Source organism: Phocaeicola sp. ICN-14070, assembly GCF_037892625.1.
Classification (GTDB): Bacteria; Bacteroidota; Bacteroidia; order Bacteroidales; family Bacteroidaceae; genus Phocaeicola; species Phocaeicola plebeius.
Genome location: NZ_JBBKBF010000013.1, coordinates 1 through 19,818, shown reverse-complemented (window position 1 = coordinate 19,818; position 19,818 = coordinate 1). Strand labels below are relative to the sequence as shown.

General features: G+C 44.9%; 19 protein-coding genes. 3 read left to right on the top strand and 16 right to left on the bottom strand.

Translation table 11 applies throughout. The features are described 5' to 3' along the window. Positions 1-29: 29 nt before the first annotated feature. Together WKT20_RS05840 and WKT20_RS05835 are read left to right on the top strand one after the other, a co-directional pair. On the top strand, positions 30-1,586 hold the full coding sequence (locus WKT20_RS05840; protein ID WP_118026692.1) for a peptide MFS transporter: 1,557 nt from the start codon (positions 30-32) through the stop codon (positions 1,584-1,586). An 82-nt stretch (positions 1,587-1,668) separates the two neighbouring features. After that, the gene (locus WKT20_RS05835; protein WP_022053762.1) at positions 1,669-2,619 is read left to right on the top strand and encodes a M23 family metallopeptidase; all 951 of its coding nucleotides are present in this window, start codon (positions 1,669-1,671) and stop codon (positions 2,617-2,619) included. 45 nt (positions 2,620-2,664) lie between these two features. Here WKT20_RS05835 and WKT20_RS05830 read toward each other — a convergent pair whose 3' ends face one another. From WKT20_RS05830 to trpB, 15 genes are all read right to left on the bottom strand, one after another. Further along, positions 2,665-3,411, bottom strand: coding sequence for a hypothetical protein (locus tag WKT20_RS05830; RefSeq protein WP_022053761.1), 747 nt, complete (start codon positions 3,409-3,411; stop codon positions 2,665-2,667). 31 nt (positions 3,412-3,442) lie between these two features. After that, positions 3,443-4,288: an outer membrane beta-barrel protein gene (locus tag WKT20_RS05825; protein WP_118338182.1), complete on the bottom strand. Its 846-nt coding sequence runs from the start codon at positions 4,286-4,288 to the stop codon at positions 3,443-3,445. Between the two features lie 46 nt (positions 4,289-4,334). Continuing rightward, positions 4,335-5,444 carry a hypothetical protein gene (locus WKT20_RS05820; RefSeq protein ID WP_117673600.1) on the bottom strand — a complete coding sequence of 370 codons (1,110 nt, stop codon included), beginning with the start codon at positions 5,442-5,444 and terminating at the stop codon, positions 4,335-4,337. A gap of 12 nt (positions 5,445-5,456) precedes the next feature. Further along, positions 5,457-5,936, bottom strand: a complete 480-nt coding sequence (locus WKT20_RS05815) for a hypothetical protein (RefSeq protein WP_147330767.1) — start codon at positions 5,934-5,936, stop codon at positions 5,457-5,459. 68 nt (positions 5,937-6,004) lie between these two features. After that, entirely contained in the window at positions 6,005-6,802 is a 798-nt protein-coding gene (locus WKT20_RS05810; RefSeq protein WP_340417022.1) for a hypothetical protein, read from the bottom strand. 874 nt (positions 6,803-7,676) lie between these two features. Continuing rightward, a complete protein-coding gene (locus WKT20_RS05805; RefSeq protein ID WP_118337904.1) occupies positions 7,677-9,464 on the bottom strand; it encodes a sensor histidine kinase in 1,788 nt (595 codons plus the stop codon). A 17-nt stretch (positions 9,465-9,481) separates the two neighbouring features. Further along, positions 9,482-10,168: a response regulator transcription factor gene (locus WKT20_RS05800; protein ID WP_007563688.1), complete on the bottom strand. Its 687-nt coding sequence runs from the start codon at positions 10,166-10,168 to the stop codon at positions 9,482-9,484. Between the two features lie 103 nt (positions 10,169-10,271). Continuing rightward, positions 10,272-11,321 (bottom strand): asparaginase, encoded by a 1,050-nt coding sequence (locus WKT20_RS05795; RefSeq protein ID WP_117673594.1) that lies wholly within the window; start codon positions 11,319-11,321, stop codon positions 10,272-10,274. An 86-nt stretch (positions 11,322-11,407) separates the two neighbouring features. After that, on the bottom strand, positions 11,408-12,187 hold the full coding sequence (gene trpA / locus WKT20_RS05790; RefSeq protein WP_340417021.1) for a tryptophan synthase subunit alpha: 780 nt from the start codon (positions 12,185-12,187) through the stop codon (positions 11,408-11,410). 12 nt (positions 12,188-12,199) lie between these two features. Further along, positions 12,200-12,823: a phosphoribosylanthranilate isomerase gene (locus WKT20_RS05785; protein WP_340417020.1), complete on the bottom strand. Its 624-nt coding sequence runs from the start codon at positions 12,821-12,823 to the stop codon at positions 12,200-12,202. Beyond that, the gene (gene trpC, locus WKT20_RS05780) at positions 12,820-13,608 is read right to left on the bottom strand and encodes an indole-3-glycerol phosphate synthase TrpC (RefSeq protein ID WP_340417034.1); all 789 of its coding nucleotides are present in this window, start codon (positions 13,606-13,608) and stop codon (positions 12,820-12,822) included. Before trpC ends, WKT20_RS05785 begins: the two co-directional genes overlap by 4 nt. A gap of 7 nt (positions 13,609-13,615) precedes the next feature. Further along, positions 13,616-14,611, bottom strand: a complete 996-nt coding sequence (gene trpD, locus WKT20_RS05775; RefSeq protein WP_340417019.1) for an anthranilate phosphoribosyltransferase — start codon at positions 14,609-14,611, stop codon at positions 13,616-13,618. Positions 14,612-14,653: 42 nt separating this feature from the next. Continuing rightward, entirely contained in the window at positions 14,654-15,220 is a 567-nt protein-coding gene (locus tag WKT20_RS05770; protein WP_117700833.1) for an anthranilate synthase component II, read from the bottom strand. Further along, positions 15,217-16,626, bottom strand: a complete 1,410-nt coding sequence (locus WKT20_RS05765; RefSeq protein WP_340417018.1) for an anthranilate synthase component I family protein — start codon at positions 16,624-16,626, stop codon at positions 15,217-15,219. The genes WKT20_RS05770 and WKT20_RS05765 overlap by 4 nt, the downstream gene beginning before the upstream one ends. A 12-nt stretch (positions 16,627-16,638) precedes the next feature. Next, on the bottom strand, positions 16,639-17,835 hold the full coding sequence (trpB, locus tag WKT20_RS05760) for a tryptophan synthase subunit beta (RefSeq protein ID WP_340417017.1): 1,197 nt from the start codon (positions 17,833-17,835) through the stop codon (positions 16,639-16,641). Positions 17,836-18,147: 312 nt separating this feature from the next. Here trpB and WKT20_RS05755 point away from each other — a divergent pair, with 312 nt between their 5' ends. Next, on the top strand, positions 18,148-18,858 hold the full coding sequence (locus WKT20_RS05755) for a DNA alkylation repair protein (protein WP_340417016.1): 711 nt from the start codon (positions 18,148-18,150) through the stop codon (positions 18,856-18,858). Positions 18,859-18,887: 29 nt separating this feature from the next. Here the strand turns inward: WKT20_RS05755 and prmA are convergent, their stop codons facing one another. Beyond that, positions 18,888-19,733, bottom strand: a complete 846-nt coding sequence (gene prmA, locus WKT20_RS05750; protein WP_340417015.1) for a 50S ribosomal protein L11 methyltransferase — start codon at positions 19,731-19,733, stop codon at positions 18,888-18,890. Between the last annotated feature and the right edge of the window lie 85 nt (positions 19,734-19,818).

The window sequence follows — 19,818 nt, the reverse complement described above, 5'->3', positions numbered from 1 at the left end:
ACTATTAATTATTAAAATCTTCATTATTTATGTTTAACAAGCATCCTAAAGGTCTGATACCGGCTGCACTTTCTAACATGGGGGAGCGTTTCGGCTACTACATCATGAATGCCGTACTGGTATTGTTTCTTTGTTCTAAATTTGGTATAAGTGAGGAAAAAAGTACACTTATCTATTCATTCTTTTATGCAGGTATTTATCTGTTAAGTCTTGTGGGGGGGCTGATAGCCGACAGAAAGCAGAATTATAAAGGTACAATCATGGCCGGTCTCGTGGTCATGGCTGTTGGATATATTGCATTATCTATTCCTATTACTGCCAATGCAGGTAATACATCCTGGTTGCTTACGCTTACTTGTATTGCCTTGTTCTTTATCGCATTTGGTAATGGTCTGTTCAAGGGAAATCTTCAGGCCATTGTAGGTCAGATGTACGATGACCTTGAAGCAGAGGCTGCAAAGAAGGGGGAAAAGGAACTGATTGAAGCTAAGAGCAAGAGAGATTCCGGATTCCAGATATTTTATGTATTTATCAATATTGGTGGACTTATCGCTCCGTTTATCGCTCCTTTGTTGAGAAGCTGGTGGCTGAGTGCACACAATATGGTCTACAATGCTGGTCTTCCTGCTCTGTGCCATGAATATATAGCAAAAGGTGCAGACGGTATGTCGGCTGAGGCTATGGGTAACTTGAATCAGCTGATGTCACAGTGTGTGGGTGAAACTTCCGATATGGCTGCTTCTTGCGCACAGTATTTGCAGGTATTTAATGAAGGTATCCATTATTCATTTGTTGCATCTGTTGCCGCAATGCTTATTTCTTTGATTATCTTCTTTGTGACCAAGAGTCAGTTCCCAAATCCGGGGAAGAAGGAAGCAGCTGCTGCTGTTACTTATACAGCTGAAGAAAAGGCTGCCATGGCTAAGGAAATCAAACAGCGTCTTTACGCCTTGTTTGCAGTGCTTGGCGTGGTTATTTTCTTCTGGTTCTCATTCCATCAGAATGGTACTTCACTTTCACTCTTTGCGAGAGACTTCGTTGATACATCTACAATTGCTCCGGAAATATGGCAGGCAGTGAATCCTTTCTTTGTGATCACATTGACTCCGGTCATCATGATGATTTTCGGTTCTCTTTCAAGAAGAGGCAAGGAAATTTCTACTCCGCGTAAGATTGCCATCGGTATGTTCATCGCAGGTTTGGCTTATCTCTTCTTGTCTGTATATTCACTCATTATGGGTTATCCTTCTGCTGCAGAATATCGAGAACTTCCTATTGACCAGCAGGTAAAAGCCGGTGCATGGGTGTTGATTGTTCTTTACTTCCTGCTTACGGTAGCTGAGTTGTTTATCTCTCCACTTGGATTGTCATTCGTTTCGAAGGTGGCTCCAAAGCATCTTTTGGGACTTTGCCAGGGATTGTGGCTTGGTGCAACAGCTGTAGGTAATCTTCTGTTGTGGATTGGCCCACTTATGTATAACGCCATTCCTATCGGATATTGCTGGGCTATTTTCATGATTGTATGCCTCATTTCAATGGGAGTCATGCTGTTTATGGTAAAATGGCTGGAACGTGTAGCAAAATAAATTAATGACATCATTATAGATTCTGAACCCCTCATGTGATTCAGCATGAGGGGATTTTTATTTAACCTTAATATTTTGAGCTATGTTTAATGTAAGGTTTAGTTTATTGTTTTGCGTTGTTTATGTATTTTCCGGGTTTTCTTTAAAAGCGCAAGATGTAAAGGTCTCTTATGAGGCTATGGGAAAGAACTATATTCTGAAAGCGGAAAATAGTTCATTCTATCCTTATACTATTCAGATTGTTTTTACGAAACTTACAGGAGCTTCTGGAATGACAACGGATGTTCCTTATATTTCTGTAGCAGGTAATGGAATTAGCCGGTTGTTGACCTTAAAACGTGAAGTGGAAGAAGTACCTGTCGGCTTCGCTTATCAAAGTAGGAGTTATAGGGGGAACTGGAAAACTGATTCAGATTCATCTTTTGTTTATCTTCCACCTGTAGCTCCAGGGAAAAAAGTAGATATTCATATATTGACTTCCTTGGAGGATTTTTTTCAAAGAGATAGAAAAGGGAAAAAAGTGACAGGATTGGCTTTTCGTATGAATGAGGGAGATACAGTGTATGCCATGCGTGGTGGATTGGTTTGTGATGTTCATCAGTATCAAGCTTCAGAGGCCGAGAAACCTGGAAGCAGGGTGTATGCACGAACCGAAAATTATGTAGTTGTTTATCATAAAGACGGGAGTTTCGCCACTTATAAATTATTTAAGAATGAAGGTGTATTTGTAGAGCCTGGAGAAAACATAGAGGCGGGAGAGCCGATTGGAGTTATTGGCGGAAACAATTATCGTCAAGGAGCGCATTTACGTCTGCAAATGAGTGGATGCTTTGGCGATTCGGATAAGGATTATGCCATAGAAGGAAGAGCATATCATTCATTTATACCCATCATAGCAGTTAATGAATCAGAAACTTGTAAGCCTGATGGGCAAACTGCTCAGTTTGAATCTTCTCATCCGGCAGACTTGATTATGAAAGAAATGAGTAAAAGGGAAAAGAAGCAATATCTGAAAAAGATGAATGGAAAATGAAGGGGAGGTTGCCTTAGTCTTGAAGGAAGCCTCCTCTCTTTAATGTTAGCGTAATTTTCCACTGCCATGACAACTTGGGCATTGTCCTCCGCCATGACATATACTGCAATCATGATATATTCCGTTGTTATCTTTCCATTCTCCTCTGCCTGCACACATGGTACATCTTCCTGTTCCATGGCAGTTAGGGCATGCTCCATAGTCTTTTGTTGAGTTTGATTGATTGCTGTTATTGAAGTTACGGTTCATCATTGCTGCATTTCCTTGAATTTCTATTTGCATCTTAAGTGCATTTCTGAAATTTTGTCTTGTTTGGTCAGTGGCTGGCCAAAAACCATTTTGGTTGATTCTCTCTATAGCCTGTTTAGCATTTATACTACCATACTGGCTACCTAATGAGTAACATTCTTTGGCTAACTCATGATTTACGTTTACTCCCATTCCTAGCTCACAACAAACACCGATAAAAAACATTGCCTCTGCATTTTCTAATTTCATGGCTTCTTCAAAGGCGTCAAATGCTTCTTTGTAATTTCCGTGTACTAATGCAGCTTGTCCTTTTCCGCATAATCCTAAAGCTTTTCCATATTCATACGCTTTCTGGTTTTGGTATTGAGGGTCAGCCATCAGTCCGCTACCGCCACAAAAAAGGCATGAAGCGTAACCAGCTCTTCCCGTACCTCCACAATAAATACATGTAACTTTAGGTATGTTTCTTTGTGCGTGGCTTGCTAAAGGTAAAGTTAGTAATAGGTATAGCAATATTTGTAGTCCTGAATATAATGTTTTCATATGTTCTGATTAAATTTTGATGGTTGTTATATTAGAATGCATAGCCCAACTTGAGTTGGAAATTGTTTGTGAACAGGTTTCCACGTTTGCGTGATTCTTTTCCTATTTTTACTAATTCATTTCCCCCTTCAAATATGGCGATAAATCCTCTTTGCCATGTAAAGTCTATATTAAATTTACCAAACCAATAGCCTATTCCCAGATTAATACCCGCGTCATATCGTTTCATATTGTCATAATCTTTTATCTTGGTTTCTGTGGAGCTTGTGGTCTTATCATTTCTATTGCCATATTTGGATGTTGAAATGATATGGTCTGTATAATCTCTTTTGTATTTTCCTGCGATATCATAGCTGGCATAGGCTCCAAGATGTATGTCTGCAGCCATCTTTTCAAGGAATGTGTATCGATAACCAATAGTGAATGGAGAAAACTTTACTGTATGGCATAGCATTGATTCATCTTGGAATTTACCATGATAGTCGGTTCCCCCACTAATAGCTGAACTTCCACTTTTTTCCCATGAAGAAGATGATGTATATCCTCTTGATGCCATGCCAAGCTCCATCCCCCAATATAGTGGATGATTACCAAAGGATTTGTTAAACCCTAATGTGAATTCATATCCTGTGGCTTTCCCAAAACTGCCATTCCAATCGTTATTTTCCCATTGTAGTTTGGTCGTTTCTATGCTTGATCCGGTAAAACCGTTAAATCCTACGCCTGCTCGGATGACCCAGATAGTTTTTCCACTCTTGAAATCTGGAAGTTGGATTGCATCATTGATACCTTTGGCTTGTACATGAGAGAAAAATAATGTTGTAAAAACAACAATACAAGATAATCTTTTAAATAGTTTAAAATGTAATTTTTTCATGACCTGTTTTAATTTAGAGTTTAATATGATTGAGTAAGTTTATAGTTTATTTGCCGAGCCAGTCTTCATTTTCTGAATGCTGGAATCTTTCTCCTCGTTTCTCCCATTTTTCTCTTAATGCTCTCATCTTGGATTGATATTCTTTTCGTTTGGCATCGTCATACTCCATATTTCCATAACGCATTTTGCTCAGCATTCCATCATAATTCGCATATGTCCTGCTGTCAGTATTTTTGTTTTGATTTGCGGATATAGAATAAGGGACTGTAGAGGATTTCTTTTCTTTGGAAATATTATCATCGGATAGATTTGTATTTTCGGATATATTGACATTTGAGCTTGTATTGGAAAAAGGCTTTTCTCCTTTTTTTATGGACTGAACTTCACTTGCAATTTGGACTGTTTGGTTTGCTGCCTGTGCAAAATATCCGAATGCTTCAGATAGTGAGCTCTTGATATTAGCTTTTCTATTAGCGTCAATGTTCCGGTAGTTAATGGATGAGCTGACAATATTGTAGTTGTCACCTTCAAAATTAATCGTTTCCCATTCTCCATTATATAGAAGGTACAGCCCGATTCCATTTCTTTTTCCTTCTTTAAAATTGCCGATGCATAAGTCTCCATTGTCATATACCATTATACCGTAGCCGTTAGCAGTTTCTTTTTCCATTTCTCCTAAGAAATATTCTCCATTACCAAAATCAAAATAAGAAAAATATTTTTGTAGGTCTATATTATTGGATGGATACTGTGAGATAGGTTTGTCTTTCTCGAATTGTCCTTGGTAAATAATATCTCCATTATTGGCATAACAAATTCCGAAGCCGGATTTTACTCCATTCTTCCAGTTGCCGATATACACAGTACAGCTATCACAATTATCTACATAACTATCTTCCGAAGCAATAAACATGCCGTAACCTGATATCATATCTCTGTAAAAATCTCCTATATAGAGTGCTCCATTACGTTGTAAAAGAACTCCCATTCCGTTTCGTTTGCCTTTTAGGATTTGTCCTTTGAAACTTTCTTTTTTGTTCTTTTCATTTACTACTTCTAATGTCTTTGAGAAGATATGATTAATGGATTTTTCTTGTGCGTTGCTTATTAGCAGGAAGAAAGAAAAGAATAATAAAATATATGATTTCTTTTCCATAATTGCAGGTATTTATTGTTCTATATATTCAGGGAGAGCTACGTATTTTTTATTTTTCAGTAATTTTTCGGCTTCTTTTTCTGTTAGATTCTTTAACTGCATATCATTTAATCCTTTATTGGTTATGGATACATAATATGTAGACCCGCTTGTTAAATTCAGCTGTATTTCTCCTGCCATGGTTGATATTTTCCCATTGACAGCGTTGATGTGTTTACATTCTGCTGAGAAAAGTATTTTTCCTTCGTTTTTAAAAATACACTTTCTATAACATGGAGCGTATTGATTAAAAGGAAGCTGCATATTTCCTGAAGGTTTGATGGTCTTCTTTATAGGTCCTGTCATGTCAAAGATATCCTTCCCGTTTTGTTTTATTGTTGTAGTCAAATTTCCTGTAGATTTTATAAAGAAATATACAGTGCTTTGTGCAAAGATAGAGGTTGAAAATACTCCTAAAAGAAAAAATAAAAAAGTAGTGTAAGTCTTTTTCATAGAGAATATCGTTTTCATTTTTGTTTACCCTATTTCGTGTCGGGCACAACTTTTAGTTATTGTTTAATTTAAAACTTATGTATGGCACATGTCTGGACGTTCAATTCTTTATAAGCTCCATTTAGGTTGTCTAATAATTCAAACCAATATGTCAGTTTGGGCATCGTTTTTTGAATCCTATGTAATGTTCTAAAACCACAATCGGCATATTTTGCTGTGGATGATATTAATCCTCCTTTTGATGTGATGGAGGTGAGTGCATCTTGCACTCTGGTATTGTTAGAAAGTTCTTTTCCTCTTTTTGTTAAAAAAGAAATCCCCATGTGGTAATCTTTACCAATTCCTCCAGAATAGAATTGGGCAAATAGAGTGAGTTCGTAATCTCCCGGGATAAACCAGCCTTGCCCTAATTGTGAGGCCCAGTATTCCCAAGGAAAATGTTCTTGCATTAAAATATTCTGTTCTTTGCAGTAGGCTTCAATGATGGCTGCGTTTTCTTCTCCTTTTTCTGTTAGTTTTGGAATAAGGTTCTCAAAAAGTTTTTGTTTGTTCTTAGGATTGAGCATCCCTGATTCTTCATAGTTTTTTATATCTATCACATTGCCTTTCTTTGATAGTTCAGCCTGTCTTTTGTCTATTAATCCCTTTTTTACATATTTGTCTATTTTCTTTAGCATATCAGAATATACAGCAGGCATAGACATCGCTAGACCATGTTTTCCTGTGTTGTCTATATAAAAGATAAAGGCGGGAACACTGTCGATTTCAATGTAATCTCCGAGTTTTTGAGCTTGGATACTGAGGCTACAGAATAAACTTAGGCAACATATTATGCCTTTTTTAATTGAAGAAGATTGTTTTTTCATAGGTTCTCTTTTTCCTCTACAGCTCCTATGAGGATTTCGTAAAACTACGAAGCGTGGAACTGCAATGCCACATCTTAAGTTAGAGGTCCTGAGAAAACCCGTAGTACAGATATGAGAATAGCAGCCCACGCTATAGCGTGAGAACCACTATGCCTTCCTTGTACTACGTTTGAAATTTCTCAGGTTCCTAACTTACAAGATAAGCATAACGCTTCTTTCATTTTCTAATATGTCTTGGATAGAGATATGCTCCATCCGTTTGCAAAGATAATAAAAAACTTTGATATGCAATGTAATATAGTTAAATTATGGCTTACAAAGATTACGTATATAACCCTCCATTTAAAGAGGTAAGATAAACTTTTAGTAGTACAATGGGGAGTTACTGCTAATTTTGGATTTGGTATTTATAGTATGAATTTACCATTATGATAAGGCTGAGATATAAAAAATGCTCAACCCATGAATAATAGTCGAGCATTGTAATCTATAAGTTTACTGGTGTTTCTATTTTGAGACCCTCATTTATATTCTTTTTAATGGCAGATAAAACAATAGAGTCTCTTTTAAAATCTTTGTAACCTCAGTTTATTAATTGAAAAATAGTCAGGTTAAATCAGGAAAACTCTCTATTGACCTTAAAAAAACGAACGCCTCATCGAAGGGCATCCAGTTTGCCAAACAACAGCTCCCGGTTCTTGCGTGTCCGGAACGCTTAGCTGTAATACGCAAAGTGTCTACTGTTCCAGTTTATAAAAAGAAAAAACGTCTAGTTATATCAGGAAAAGTCAGAATCTCAGTACTGCCAAGGAAGTACTGGAACCAGGGGAAATTGTAGCAGTTTTAATTACAGAATGTCTTGCCTGGAATTGTTTTATCCTTGTATATCCTTTTTCAGTGTGAAGACAAATTCCAGTCCTCCCTTCGGCATGTTCTTGGCGAAGATGGTTCCGCCATGGAACAATACGGCGTTCTTCACGATGGCCAGTCCCAAACCTGTACCTCCTAATTTCCGTGAGCGTCCCTTGTCTACCCGATAGAAGCGTTCGAACAGGCGGTTAAGGTGCTCTTCGGGTACTCCCACGCCGGTATCAGAGAAACTGAAATAGTAGAATTTCTCATCCTCGCGGAAGCAGTTGATGGTGATTTGTATGTCATTACCCGCATAGGCTATGGCATTGTCGGTCAGGTTGCGGAAGATAGAGTAGAGAAGTGAACTGCTTCCTGTCAGTATGACTTCCGACGGGAGTTTGTTCACCACAGTAATATGCTTTTCTTCCAGACCGAGTGCTACCTCGTTCAAAATGTTTTCTACAATCTTGCTCAGGTTTACCTGCTCTTTCTCTACCAGTTCCGGTGCCTCGTCCATTCGGGTCAGCACAGAGATGTCGCGTAGCAGGAAGGTCAGACGGTTGCTCTGGGCATAGCTTCTTTCCAGGAAGACACGGACATTTTCTTGCGGAATGTTCGGGTTGCTGATAATGGTTTCCAGGTATCCCTGAATACTGCTGACGGGCGTTTTCAGCTCATGAGCGATGTTCTGTGTCAGCTGGCGTTTCAGGCGGGCCTGCTCTTCTTCCTGAGTAATATCGTTGATGGATATTTCGAACGACATATCCTGAAAGATAATGCATTCCACGGTAAACGAGCGAGCGTTCTTGTTGAGGTGCATGGCATACCGCTTTTCCTCTTTACTGAAATTACCCTCGTTCCGGTTTAAGAACTCAATGATGGGTTGTAGTTCCGGAATGTCGAAAATTTCATTGGTAGAACGCAGGTTGCGGTCGGATATGTTGTTGATGTATTGCGTAAACAGGTTGTTGACCAGGATTTCCTGCCGTTCTTTGGTAAAGACACCCAATCCCTCGTGTGAGGTTTGAAGGTGCGAAATCAGTTTCTCACGCTCAATGTAGAGAGCTTCTTTCGCCCGGTGCAGGCGTTTGTATATCTTAATGATGTGTTGTGAAATCTCTCCCAGTTCGTTCTTTGGGAAAGTTTGCAGGATGTCCATGTCAATCGGTTCGTTCCGGTCGGCCTTCATGGCAAACTGTTGCAGTTTGGTGATGGACTTGCCCAGCTTCCTAGTAAAACGGTAGAAGATGAAAATCAGTACCAGACAGATAATCAGCGCAAACCATAAGTAGCCGGAGTCAGCTTGCAAGTGTTCTGCCAGACTCAGGTTGTAGGGAAGGGCAGACCGTATGATGATGCGGTAGGGAGGATAATAGCGTGCGGAATAAAAATATTCCTCTCCCTGAATGCTTTCCGACGGGCGGCTGATGGAATAGCCGCTTCCGTACATGAGTGCGTCTTGCACTTCCTTGCGGGAAGAGTGGTTGGCAAAGCTTTTCCAGTTGGCATTTGTATTGTCGTACACTACTTTCCCTGACGGCTCAATAAGCGTAACCCGCAGGTTGGGCATCATGTGAGTCGTCACATAGCTCTGCATGGAGTCAGAGTTGACCCCATGATGATCGGCCAGAAAGTCGCACAGCTGGTTGTTATAGTTTTGCAGCTGCGTGTTCAGTAATTCTATTTTGTAAGCCTTTTCGCGTTTGTATTGAAACAGCATAAAGCATACTGCATATCCCAGGAAAAGGAATATGACAGAAAGAAACAGCCTCTGACTGAAAGGGAGGATGCGATAAGAAAATTTTGTCATGATTGTGCCACCGTAATTTATTCACATTCGAAACAGTATCCATAACCGAGGCGGGTTACGATACAAGCACCGTATTCACCGATTTTCTTGCGAAGGCGAGTGATATTCACATCAATCGTACGGTCGAGCACGTACACTTCATCGTGCCATACTTTCGCCAGAATGTCTTCGCGGGAGAATACGCGTCCTTGGTTCTGCAACAGGAGCAGAAGTATTTCAAATTCTTTTTTCGTTAATGAAATTTCCTCGTTGTTGATGGTTACTTTCTTCTTCGGAATGTTGACCGACAGTCCTTTATAAATCAGCTGTTCGGGCACCTGGGTTTGTACGCCGGCTGTGCGTCGTAACACCGCCTTTACTCTCATGATGACTTCACGCAGAGAGAAAGGCTTTGAAATATAGTCGTCCGCTCCCAGGTTGAATCCGGTCAGCGTATCATTTTCCGTATCCTTTGCGGTGATGAAAATGATAGGAATGTTCTGTGTATCCTTGTTCTTTTTCATCATGCTGGCCATTTTGAATCCGGAAATTTCTCCCATCATCACGTCCAGCAGTATCAGGTTGTAACGTGGCAATTCAAGTTTCAAGGCTTCTTCGGCGGAATTGGCAGTATCTACCATGTATCCTTCCATTTCGAGATTGAATTTTAGAATCTCGCACAAGTCTTCTTCATCGTCTACAACTAAAATCCGGTAATCGTTCATGCGTATTTTCTATTAATTAATACAAAATTCAATGTGATTTAGTTTTCGTTACAAAGATGACCCTTTCTTGTTTCGTCCTTATGAAATAGATGTTACATTTAGGTTACAACATGGGCTTGGTAAACTCTCCGGCTATGGAACGGTTCATTTCGCTGCGTATTTCCTTGGGAGTAAGACCGTGGCCGAGCAGGAACATCAGCTTGGTGAGCACGCTTTCCACGGTGGCATCATATCCGCTGATGACACCTGCATCGAGCAGGTGCAGACCGGTTTCGTAACGTGCCATTTCTACCATACCCGTCTGGCATTGTGAAATGTTGACGATGACAATTCCCTTTGCCGTAGCTTCTGCCAGCAAGTGGATGAACCAGGGCTTCTGGGGCGCATTTCCGGAACCATACGTCTTGAGTACTACCGCTTTCAGACCAGGTGTGTTGAGTACCGTGCGCACGATGTTTTCCTGAATACCCGGGAAAAGTGTCAGGATAATCACATTCGTATCGAAGACATAGTGTGCATGCATGGGCAGGTTGGGATCCACCTTCCGGATACGGTCGTATTCGTACTTGATGTGGATACCGGCCGTAGCCAGTGCCGGATAATTGTAGGAACGGAACGCGTTGAAGTTTTCTGCATTAATCTTGGTCGTACGGTTTCCACGCAACAAGTGGTTCTCGAAGAAAATGCAGACTTCCGGTACCACGGCAGTTCCGTCCGGATGTTTTGCAGCGGCTATTTCGATAGAAGTAATCAGATTTTCCTTTCCGTCTGTACGTAGCACACCAATGGGCAGCTGACTTCCGGTAAGGATGACCGGTTTGCTCAGGTTCTCCAGCATGAAGCTCAGTGCGGAAGCGGTATAAGCCATGGTGTCCGTGCCGTGCAGAATCACGAACCCGTCGAAGTTATCGTAGTTATATTGGATGATTTTGACCAGTTTGGCCCACAAGGCCGGCTCCATGTCTGAGGAGTCGATAGGAGGGTTAAACTGGTAAGAGGAAATGCGGTAGTTGAACCGTTTCAGTTCCGGCACGTTCTCCTGAAGTTGGTCGAAGTTAAATGCCTCCAGGGCACCGGTTTCCGGATTTTCAATCATACCGATTGTACCTCCAGTGTAGATGAGTAATACGGAAGGATAATCTGGTTTTATCATTTGATGCTTCGTTTAGTTTGGCACAAAGATAGCAAAAATATGCTTTGACTGAAAGAATAAGCCGCTAAAAATAGCAGAATGATTAATTATCCTTCGTTTTTTAGCATTTCCAACAGTTTGTCGATAGCTTTTTCTGCATTTTTTTCTTCTTCGAGCAAGGTCACGAACTTGCTCCCGATGATGCATCCGGAGGCGTATGCCGCTGCCGATTCGTAAGTGGATTTATTGGAGATTCCGAACCCGATCATCCGTGGGTTTCGCAACTGTATTTGCTTGATACGCTGGAAGTAAGCCTGCTTCTGTGCATTGAATTCCTTTTGTGCTCCCGTCACGGCCGCAGAAGATACCATATAGATGAATCCGTCGGTATGCGCATCGATTTGCCGGATGCGTTCTTCGCTGGTTTCCGGCGTGATGAGCATAATCACGTGGATGCCGTATTGTTGTGCAATGGGACGATAGCTTTCTAAGTAGTCTTTATAAGGAAGGTCGGGAATAATCACGCCGTCGATGCCGCATGCCTGACATTGCCGGCAGAAATTCTCAAAACCATACTGCATGATGGGGTTCAGGTAGCCCATCAGTACCAGCGGGATGCGGACATCTGTGCGGATTTGCTCCAGCTGGCCGAAGAGCTTGCGGAGCGTCATGCCGTTGCGCAGGGCCTGTGTGGCTGCGTGCTGAATGACAGGACCGTCGGCCATCGGGTCGCTAAACGGGATACCGATTTCAATCATCTGTACTCCTTTCCGCTCTAAGGTGCGGATGACTTCGGCAGTACCTTCCAGGGTCGGGGTACCTGCACAGAAATAAATGGAAAGCACGTGGTCTTTATGTGTCTGGAATAATTGGTCAATGCGATTCATATCACTAAGTTTTTAGAGGTTGTACTTGTTTTGTTTGAAAGAGTAAATAAAGTCAGAGAGGGCAGCCGCATCTTTCAGGCCGGGAGCCTGTTCAAAGCCGCTGTTCAGGTCGATGCCAGCCCAGCTGGAATGGCTGAATTTCAGTAATGCATCCAGGCTTTCAGGTTTCAGTCCTCCGCTTAACAGGAAAGGCGTCTCGCCGTGGTAGTGCGTCAGCATTTCCCAGTCGAAGCTTTTGCCGGAGCCTCCGTATCCGTTGCAGGGAGTGTCGAACAGAAAATAGTCGCAGCAGGCGGCATAGCTTTCCGTTGCCAACAGGTTGTCAGGCGTACGCAGGGCGAAGGCCTTGATGACGCGTATGCCGGTCTGTTGCACTTCCCGGCAAAACTCTGGCGATTCCTTTCCGTGAAGTTGAACGTAATCCAATTGCCATGTTGCTACCCTTTCCCGGATTTGCGAGAGGGAAGCATTGACAAACACTCCCACTTTCTGCACCGTCTCCGGCAGGTATTCCGGTACGCCCGGTACATAGCGGGGAGAACCTTCGTAGTCGATGAATCCCATCCAGTCGGCCCCTGTTTGCTCCACCTGGCGGATGTTCTCCGCCTCCCTCATGCCGCACACTTTGACAATCATAAGGCAAGAGCTTGAAGAAAGTCCGACAAAGCCTTTTCCGGTGAAGGCGTTTTCATGAAAGTTTCTCCCATCAGGAATCCCCTGAAACCGGCTTCACGCAATTGCCTGAACGTGTCGGGTTGCGAGATGCCACTTTCGGATACCCACAGCAGTTCCTTCGGCAACTTCCGGGCCAGGCGGAACGAATTCTCCACATCCGTATGAAATGTGCCTAAGTTCCGGTTGTTGACTCCAATCAGGTCTACATGCTCGTGCAGGTAGTCGAGTTCCTTTTCCGTGTGTATTTCCAGCAGGACCTCCATCTTTAACTGGTGGGCCAATTTTCCCAAGGCTTTACATTCGTCCACGGTCAGGGCGGCCGCAATCAGCAACACCACATCCGCACCGGCCAGCTTGGCCTGATATAGCTGGTAGGGACTGACGATAAAATCTTTTCGCAGTACCGGAAGGTGTATCAGCGGGCGGGCAGCCTGCAAATCTTTCAGGTTGCCGCCAAAGAATTTCGGGTCGGTCAGTACGGAGATACCGGAGGCACCTGCACGTTCATAGCCTGGGACGATGATAGTCGGTTCTGCCTGTGGAGCAATATCTCCTTTCGACGGAGAGCGTCGTTTGAATTCCGCAATGATGCCCGAGGGCGATGCAGTCAGTGCCTGCTTCAGGCTTTTCGACGGACGGGGAGTGCCCAACTGCTGAATGAGGAAGTCTTGGGATACGGCTTCTTCCTGAAGGGCAATTTCTGTGCGCTTATGAGCCACAATGGTATGTAAGATATCAGTAGTCATCATTCGTTTATTGGTTAAGGGTAAGGAACTTGCGTAGAGTGGCCAGGGCTTTTCCGCTTTCGAGCGATTCTTTGGCCAGCGCCACGCATTCTTCTATTTTCTTTTGAGGCTCCAGTGCCTGGATGGCAAACGAGGCATTGATCAGCACACAGTCGGTTTGTGCCTTGCTGCCTTCGTTGTGCAGTACCCGGTCGAAAATGGCGGCTGCCTCTTCCGGGGTATTTCCTCCGTAAAGTTCTTCCTGGCGTGCCATGGAAAAACCTAATTCCGAGGGACGATAGATGGTTTCGTAACGGTTGGTCATCACCTTGAATTCGTCGGTCAGCGAGATTTCATCGTATCCGTCCAGGTTGTTGACCACGGCAAACTGGATGCCGAGCTGCTGGAGCGTGTTGGTGTAAAGCCGCATCTGCGGGAGGTCGGCCACTCCTAACAACTGGCAGGCCGGATGGCAGGGATTGACCAGCGGGCCTAATAAATTAAATAAGGTACGTACGCCTAATGCCTTCCGCACGGGAGCCACGGTTTTCAGGGCCGGATGGAAGAGGGGAGCGTGCAGGTAAGCCATGCCGCATTGTTCGATGGAACGTTTCAGTTTGTCCGCATCGTTTGTGAATTTTACGCCGTAGTGTTCCATCACGTTGCTGGCTCCGCTTACTGAAGTGGCTCCGTAGTTTCCGTGCTTGGCTACCCGGTAACCGGCTCCGGCCACGACAAAGCAGGCACATGTGGAGATGTTGAAGGTGTTTTTCCCGTCTCCTCCGGTACCCACGATGTCAATGGGATGAAATTCATGCAAGTCGACGGGCACGCAAGCCTGAAGCAGCGCATCGCGGAAGCCGACCAGTTCGTCCACCTTGACCCCGCGCATCTGGAAGGCAGCCAGTAGGGCGGCTGTCTGTGCTTCATTCATCTCGCCGCCGGTCATTCTCTGCATCAGCATGCAGGCTTCTTCGCGTGTCAGCTCTTCGTGGTGGAATATCCGTTTCAGTATTTGTTTCATATTGTGTATCTAAGTTTTATGAGTGAGAAAATAGGGTTTTCTTTATTGATGGTGTATCCAGTTGCCCAGCATCTGTTTTCCTTCGGGGGTGAGAACGGATTCCGGATGAAACTGTACGCCTCGCACATCGAGTGTGCGGTGACGGAGTGCCATGACGTATCCTTCTTCACTTACGGCGGTCACCTCCAGACACTCCGGGAAATCTTTCCGATCGACTACCCAGGAATGATACCTTCCTACCTGTACGGTGGAGGGAAGTCCTTCGAACAGATAGTCCGTCGCAGTCAGGGTGACAGGACTCTGTATGCCGTGGAACACTTCATCCAGGTTGGTCAGCTTTCCTCCGTACACTTCGCCGATGGCCTGCTCGCCCAGACAGACTCCCAATATCGGTTTCTTTCCGGCATACGTACGTATGACATCCAGCAGCAGGCCGGCTTCTTCCGGAACACCGGGACCGGGCGACAGCAGAATTTTGTCGAATTCCTCCAGCTCCTCCAGCCGGAACTGGTCGTTGCGTTTCACGGTGACTTCTGCTCCTAACTCTTTTATCGCATGACTCAGGTTGTACACAAATGAGTCGTAGTTATCGATGATGACAATTTTCATGGTGTGTTATATTTTTCGGCCAGGAGAATGGCTTTTTTCAATGCTCCCAACTTGTTGTTTACTTCTTGTAGTTCATTGTTCTCGTCACTTTTGGCTACGATGCCCCCTCCGGCTTGGAACCAGAGTTCGTTGTTACGGCTCACGAAGGTGCGGATGGTGATGGCCTGGTTCAAATCGCCGTTCAGCCCGATGAAGCCGATGCAACCTCCGTAAGCCCCTCGGTTGTGCGGCTCTATTTCACTGATGAGCTGCATGGCCTTTACCTTGGGAGCCCCACTGAGTGTGCCGGCCGGAAAAGTATCGATGAATGTTTTAATCGGGTCGGCTTCCTTGTCCAGTGTGCCGCTTACCCTGCTCACCAGGTGAATTACATGGCTGTAGTATTGCGACTGTTTGTAGAATTCCACGTGCGTGTCGTGGCAATTCCGGCTCAAGTCATTCCGTGCCAGGTCTACCAACATCACGTGTTCGGCATTCTCCTTCGGGTCGGCCAGCAGGGCTTCGGTCAGTGCGGCATCCGTCTTTTTGTCTCCGCTTCTGCGGGTGGTGCCGGCAATGGGGTCGATGGTGGCCTTTCCCGCTTCAATCTTGCAATGCGTTTCGGGAGAGGAACCGAAAATCCGGAAACCGCCGAAATCAAAATAAAACAGGTAGGGTGAAGGATTGATGCTTCTCAATGCCCGGTAGAGGGTGAAATCATCGCCCTCATAGCGCTGGATGAAACGGCGGGAAAGCACAATCTGAAATACGTCGCCTCTCTTGCAGTGGGCAATGCCCTTGCGGATATTGGCCTTGTGTTCCTCGTCGGTCAGCGTACTGGTGGTGTCGCCCGTCGCCCGAAAGGCGTAGGTGGTGTAGTTTCGGTTCAGTACCGCTTTCTCCACTTCGTCAATGTGACTCGGCTCGTCGTTGCCCTGCAGCTCCACCAGCACCATCTCGCTCTGGAAGTCGTTGAACACAATCAGGTACTTGTAGAGAATGTAGAGAATCTCCGGCGCATCGTTCTTCGGGTCGCTGCTGTCTTTCACCGGAATCTGTTCGAAGTAGCGGACGGCATTGAACGTGGTATAGCCGTACACTCCTCCGTAGCGGGCATATTCTCCTTCCACCTGAAACTGTCTCAGGAAATACTGGAAAGCATCTTCCACCTGGAACTCGGGGGTGAGCGGACGTTCTTCACGGCTTTTGTCTGGAAAGACCATGGTCACGATTCCGTGGTTTACGGAGAAACTGGCAATGGGGTTCAGTCCGATAAAAGAGCGGTTGTTTTCCACTCCGTGGTAATCGGAACTTTCCAGCAGAATACTTTGCGGAAACAGGTCGCGCACCTTCAGGTACGTGCTCACAGGCGTATGCAAGTCGCCGGGCAGTGTCTTGTAGTGGGTGGTATAAGCAAATGTCTTCATGTTTTTTCTCGTTTAAAAAATTTCAGGGTTGTTTTTGTATTTCAGATAAGTATCAATGTCTTTGTCACCTCTTCCCGATACGGTCAGCACCACGATATCCGAAGGCTGGAACTTCACTTTCTCCAGTGCTCCTAAGGCATGGGCCGACTCCAGTGCCGGAATGATGCCTTCCAGCCGTGTCAGTTCGAAGGCAGCCCGCAGGGCTTCATCGTCATTGACTGCCAGCACGGTGGCTCTTTTCTGTGCGGCTAAGTTGGCATGCATGGGACCGATGCCGGGGTAATCCAGTCCGGCCGAAACGGAATACGGTTCCAGAATCTGTCCGTCCTCATCCTGCATGACCAGGGTTTTGGAACCATGAATGATGCCCAGCCGGCCCAGCTGGATGGTAGCAGCCGACAATCCCGTTTCCACTCCCTTTCCTCCGGCTTCCGCTAAGATAATTTTCACCCGTTCATCGTCCAGGTAGTGATAGATGGTTCCGGCAGCATTGCTTCCTCCTCCCACACAGGCCATCAGGTAGTCCGGATAGTCACGTCCTTCGTGTTCCATCAGTTGCTTTTTGATTTCCTCGCTGATGACCGACTGCAAGCGGGCTACCATGTCGGGGTAGGGATGAGGTCCCACTGTGGAACCAATCACATAGTATGTGTCCGCCAGATGGCAGCACCAGTCGCGTATGGCTTCGTTGGTAGCATCCTTCAGGGTCATGTTACCCGAAGTCACGGCTTCCACTCTGGCTCCCAGCATCTGCATGCGTTCCACGTTTACCCGCTGCCGTTCCACGTCGGTCTTTCCCATGTAGACCACACATTCCATTCCCATCAGGGCACATACCGTAGCCGTGGCTACTCCGTGCTGTCCGGCTCCTGTTTCGGCGATGATGCGTTTCTTGCCTATTCTTCGGGCCAGAAGCACCTGGCCGATGGCGTTGTTGATTTTGTGCGCTCCCGTATGGTTCAGGTCCTCCCGTTTCAGGTAAATTTTGCATCCGTATTTTTCCGACAAGCGTTGGGCAAGATAAAGTGGTGAAGGACGTCCTACGTAGTCCTTGAGCAACACATTATATTCTTTCTGGAATCCTTCATCTGCCAGCACCTTGCGGTAGGCATTGCGTAATTCTTCCACACAGCGATGGAGAATTTCCGGTATGTAGACTCCACCAAAATCTCCATAAAATCCTTCCTGGTTTACTTGATAAGTTTTCATGAGTGTATTTGTTTGCATTAGGGTGAAAAAACAAAAAGGGCCGTCGTAAAGTTACGACAGCCCTTCTGTGATACTATTACTATTGAGGTATATACATGCGACTGAGTTCCCTTACGACCTTTGGAGTTGTAAGCGGCGCCACCAGAAGAATGTATTTACCGTAGAAAGATTCATAATGTTATTTTTCTTGTTTTTTTATTGTTTCACTCGCGAAGGTAATCATTAATGTGAAAAACGCCAAACAAATGGATGGAAATTTTTCAATTTTTCCTATCTTTGTTCCACATTTTAAATCTTGCTATATAATAAGGTATGGAAGAGTTTCGACTGGACGGTCTGACCGTCAAAGAACATCTGCTGATACTGGCGGAAGATGGGAACCGCAAGTTTACCGAGGGACTTCACCCGGGGGTGGAACATGTGTTGGGCATTCGTTTGCCGGCGTTGCGGAAACTGGCTGCAAGGATTGCCAAAGCTGATTGGGAGAGCTATCTTGACACGGCCGACGGGTTCTATATGGAAGAACGCATGCTGCAAGGTATGGTGTTGGGATGCATCCGCCCCGACGAGGATGTGGAAGTCTATCTTCACCGTGTGACACGTTTTGTGTGGATTATCAATAGCTGGTCGGTGTGCGATACGTTTAAGTTTGGAGGAGGAAAAGCTTTTATCCGCCGTAACGAGGCGCGGCTTTGGGAATACCTGAAAGAATGGATGAAGGCATCGGGTGAGTATGAGGTACGCTTCGGCGTAGTGATGGGAATGAGTTATTTCTTGGATGAAGCCCACTTGGAGGAGTATCTTTCCCTGCTCGACGGGATTCGTCATGAGGGATATTATGTGCGCATGGCTGTGGCCTGGGCACTTTCATTCTGTTTTGTCAAGTTTCCGGAACAGACCATGGCTTTTCTGCGCCATTGTCATCTGGACGATTTTACTTTCCGTAAGACTATTCAGAAAATAGGTGAGTCTTATCGTGTGAGTGAAGACATGAAAAAGGCTGTCAAGGCATTGAAGCGCTGACAGCCTTTGCTGTTGTTTAGACAGCTTGCTTATTTCATGATAGATTTTACGGCAGCCCAGTTGTGCTTTTCGCGGTGATGCACGTATTCCATGCCTAGACTCTCCGCTTTTTCGCGCAGCACTGGAATGTCTTCCGTATAGAATCCGCTGATGTACAGTTCCGAACCTTTCTTCATGCAAGCCGCATAGGCCGGCATATCCTGCAACAGAATGTTACGGTTGATATTGGCTATCACCACATCAAAAGGTTCCCGTCCGTTCAGCAGGGAAGCATCTCCCAGTTCTACGGTGATATTGGAAATGCCGTTCAGGGCAATGTTGTCGCGCGAGTTGTTCACACACCAGTCGTCAATGTCGATGGCAGTCACCTTACCGGCTCCTCTCATGCTGGCCAGAATGGCCAGGATAGATGTGCCGCATCCCATGTCGAGCACCGATTTGCCTTTCAGGTCAGCTTCCAGCAGTTCTCCTAAGATAGAGCTGGTGGTTTCATGGTGTCCGGTACCGAAAGCCATCTGCGGATTGATGACGATGTCGTATTCGGTCTTCGGGTAATCCTTGTGGAAGGTACTGTGAATCACGCAGCGGTTATCGATGACGATGGGCTGGAAGAAATTCCTCTCCCATTCCTCGTTCCAGTTCTTGTCTTCCGGCTCCGTGATGGAATAACTGATGCTTGCGCCGGGTATCGGAAAATCTTCTACCACTTGCTGGAGTGCAGCTTCGTCAAACTGGCTCTGCTGGATGTAGGCCTTCATGCCGTTTTCACATTCCACGAAACTTTCAAAACCGATGTCGGCTGTCAGTCCCGATAATACATCTGTGATAGTTTCATTGCACGGCTGTGCGGTAAAGGTCACTTCAAAATATTTCATACGTATGCGAGTTTAATAGAATGTCAGACAAATGTACGTAAAATCATTGACATTATAATGCTTGTTGGCTAACTTCTTTATGTTG

Bases quoted from the DNA above. Each gene is read 5' to 3' on its own strand.
- WKT20_RS05825 (WP_118338182.1), bottom strand. From the start codon at position 4,288: ATGAAAAAATTACATTTTAAACTATTTAAAAGATTATCTTGTATTGTT.
- trpA (WP_340417021.1), bottom strand. From the start codon at position 12,187: ATGAATCGCATTGACCAATTATTCCAGACACATAAAGACCACGTGCTT.
- WKT20_RS05835 (WP_022053762.1), top strand. From the start codon at position 1,669: ATGTTTAATGTAAGGTTTAGTTTATTGTTTTGCGTTGTTTATGTATTT.
- WKT20_RS05820 (WP_117673600.1), bottom strand. From the start codon at position 5,444: ATGGAAAAGAAATCATATATTTTATTATTCTTTTCTTTCTTCCTGCTA.
- WKT20_RS05795 (WP_117673594.1), bottom strand. From the start codon at position 11,321: ATGATAAAACCAGATTATCCTTCCGTATTACTCATCTACACTGGAGGT.
- WKT20_RS05805 (WP_118337904.1), bottom strand. From the start codon at position 9,464: ATGACAAAATTTTCTTATCGCATCCTCCCTTTCAGTCAGAGGCTGTTT.
- WKT20_RS05830 (WP_022053761.1), bottom strand. From the start codon at position 3,411: ATGAAAACATTATATTCAGGACTACAAATATTGCTATACCTATTACTA.
- trpB (WP_340417017.1), bottom strand. From the start codon at position 17,835: ATGAAAACTTATCAAGTAAACCAGGAAGGATTTTATGGAGATTTTGGT.
- prmA (WP_340417015.1), bottom strand. From the start codon at position 19,733: ATGAAATATTTTGAAGTGACCTTTACCGCACAGCCGTGCAATGAAACT.
- WKT20_RS05785 (WP_340417020.1), bottom strand. From the start codon at position 12,823: ATGATTGTCAAAGTGTGCGGCATGAGGGAGGCGGAGAACATCCGCCAG.
- WKT20_RS05755 (WP_340417016.1), top strand. From the start codon at position 18,148: ATGGAAGAGTTTCGACTGGACGGTCTGACCGTCAAAGAACATCTGCTG.
- trpD (WP_340417019.1), bottom strand. From the start codon at position 14,611: ATGAAACAAATACTGAAACGGATATTCCACCACGAAGAGCTGACACGC.
- trpC (WP_340417034.1), bottom strand. From the start codon at position 13,608: ATGACTACTGATATCTTACATACCATTGTGGCTCATAAGCGCACAGAA.
- WKT20_RS05815 (WP_147330767.1), bottom strand. From the start codon at position 5,936: ATGAAAAAGACTTACACTACTTTTTTATTTTTTCTTTTAGGAGTATTT.
- WKT20_RS05810 (WP_340417022.1), bottom strand. From the start codon at position 6,802: ATGAAAAAACAATCTTCTTCAATTAAAAAAGGCATAATATGTTGCCTA.
- WKT20_RS05765 (WP_340417018.1), bottom strand. From the start codon at position 16,626: ATGAAGACATTTGCTTATACCACCCACTACAAGACACTGCCCGGCGAC.
- WKT20_RS05840 (WP_118026692.1), top strand. From the start codon at position 30: ATGTTTAACAAGCATCCTAAAGGTCTGATACCGGCTGCACTTTCTAAC.
- WKT20_RS05800 (WP_007563688.1), bottom strand. From the start codon at position 10,168: ATGAACGATTACCGGATTTTAGTTGTAGACGATGAAGAAGACTTGTGC.
- WKT20_RS05770 (WP_117700833.1), bottom strand. From the start codon at position 15,220: ATGAAAATTGTCATCATCGATAACTACGACTCATTTGTGTACAACCTG.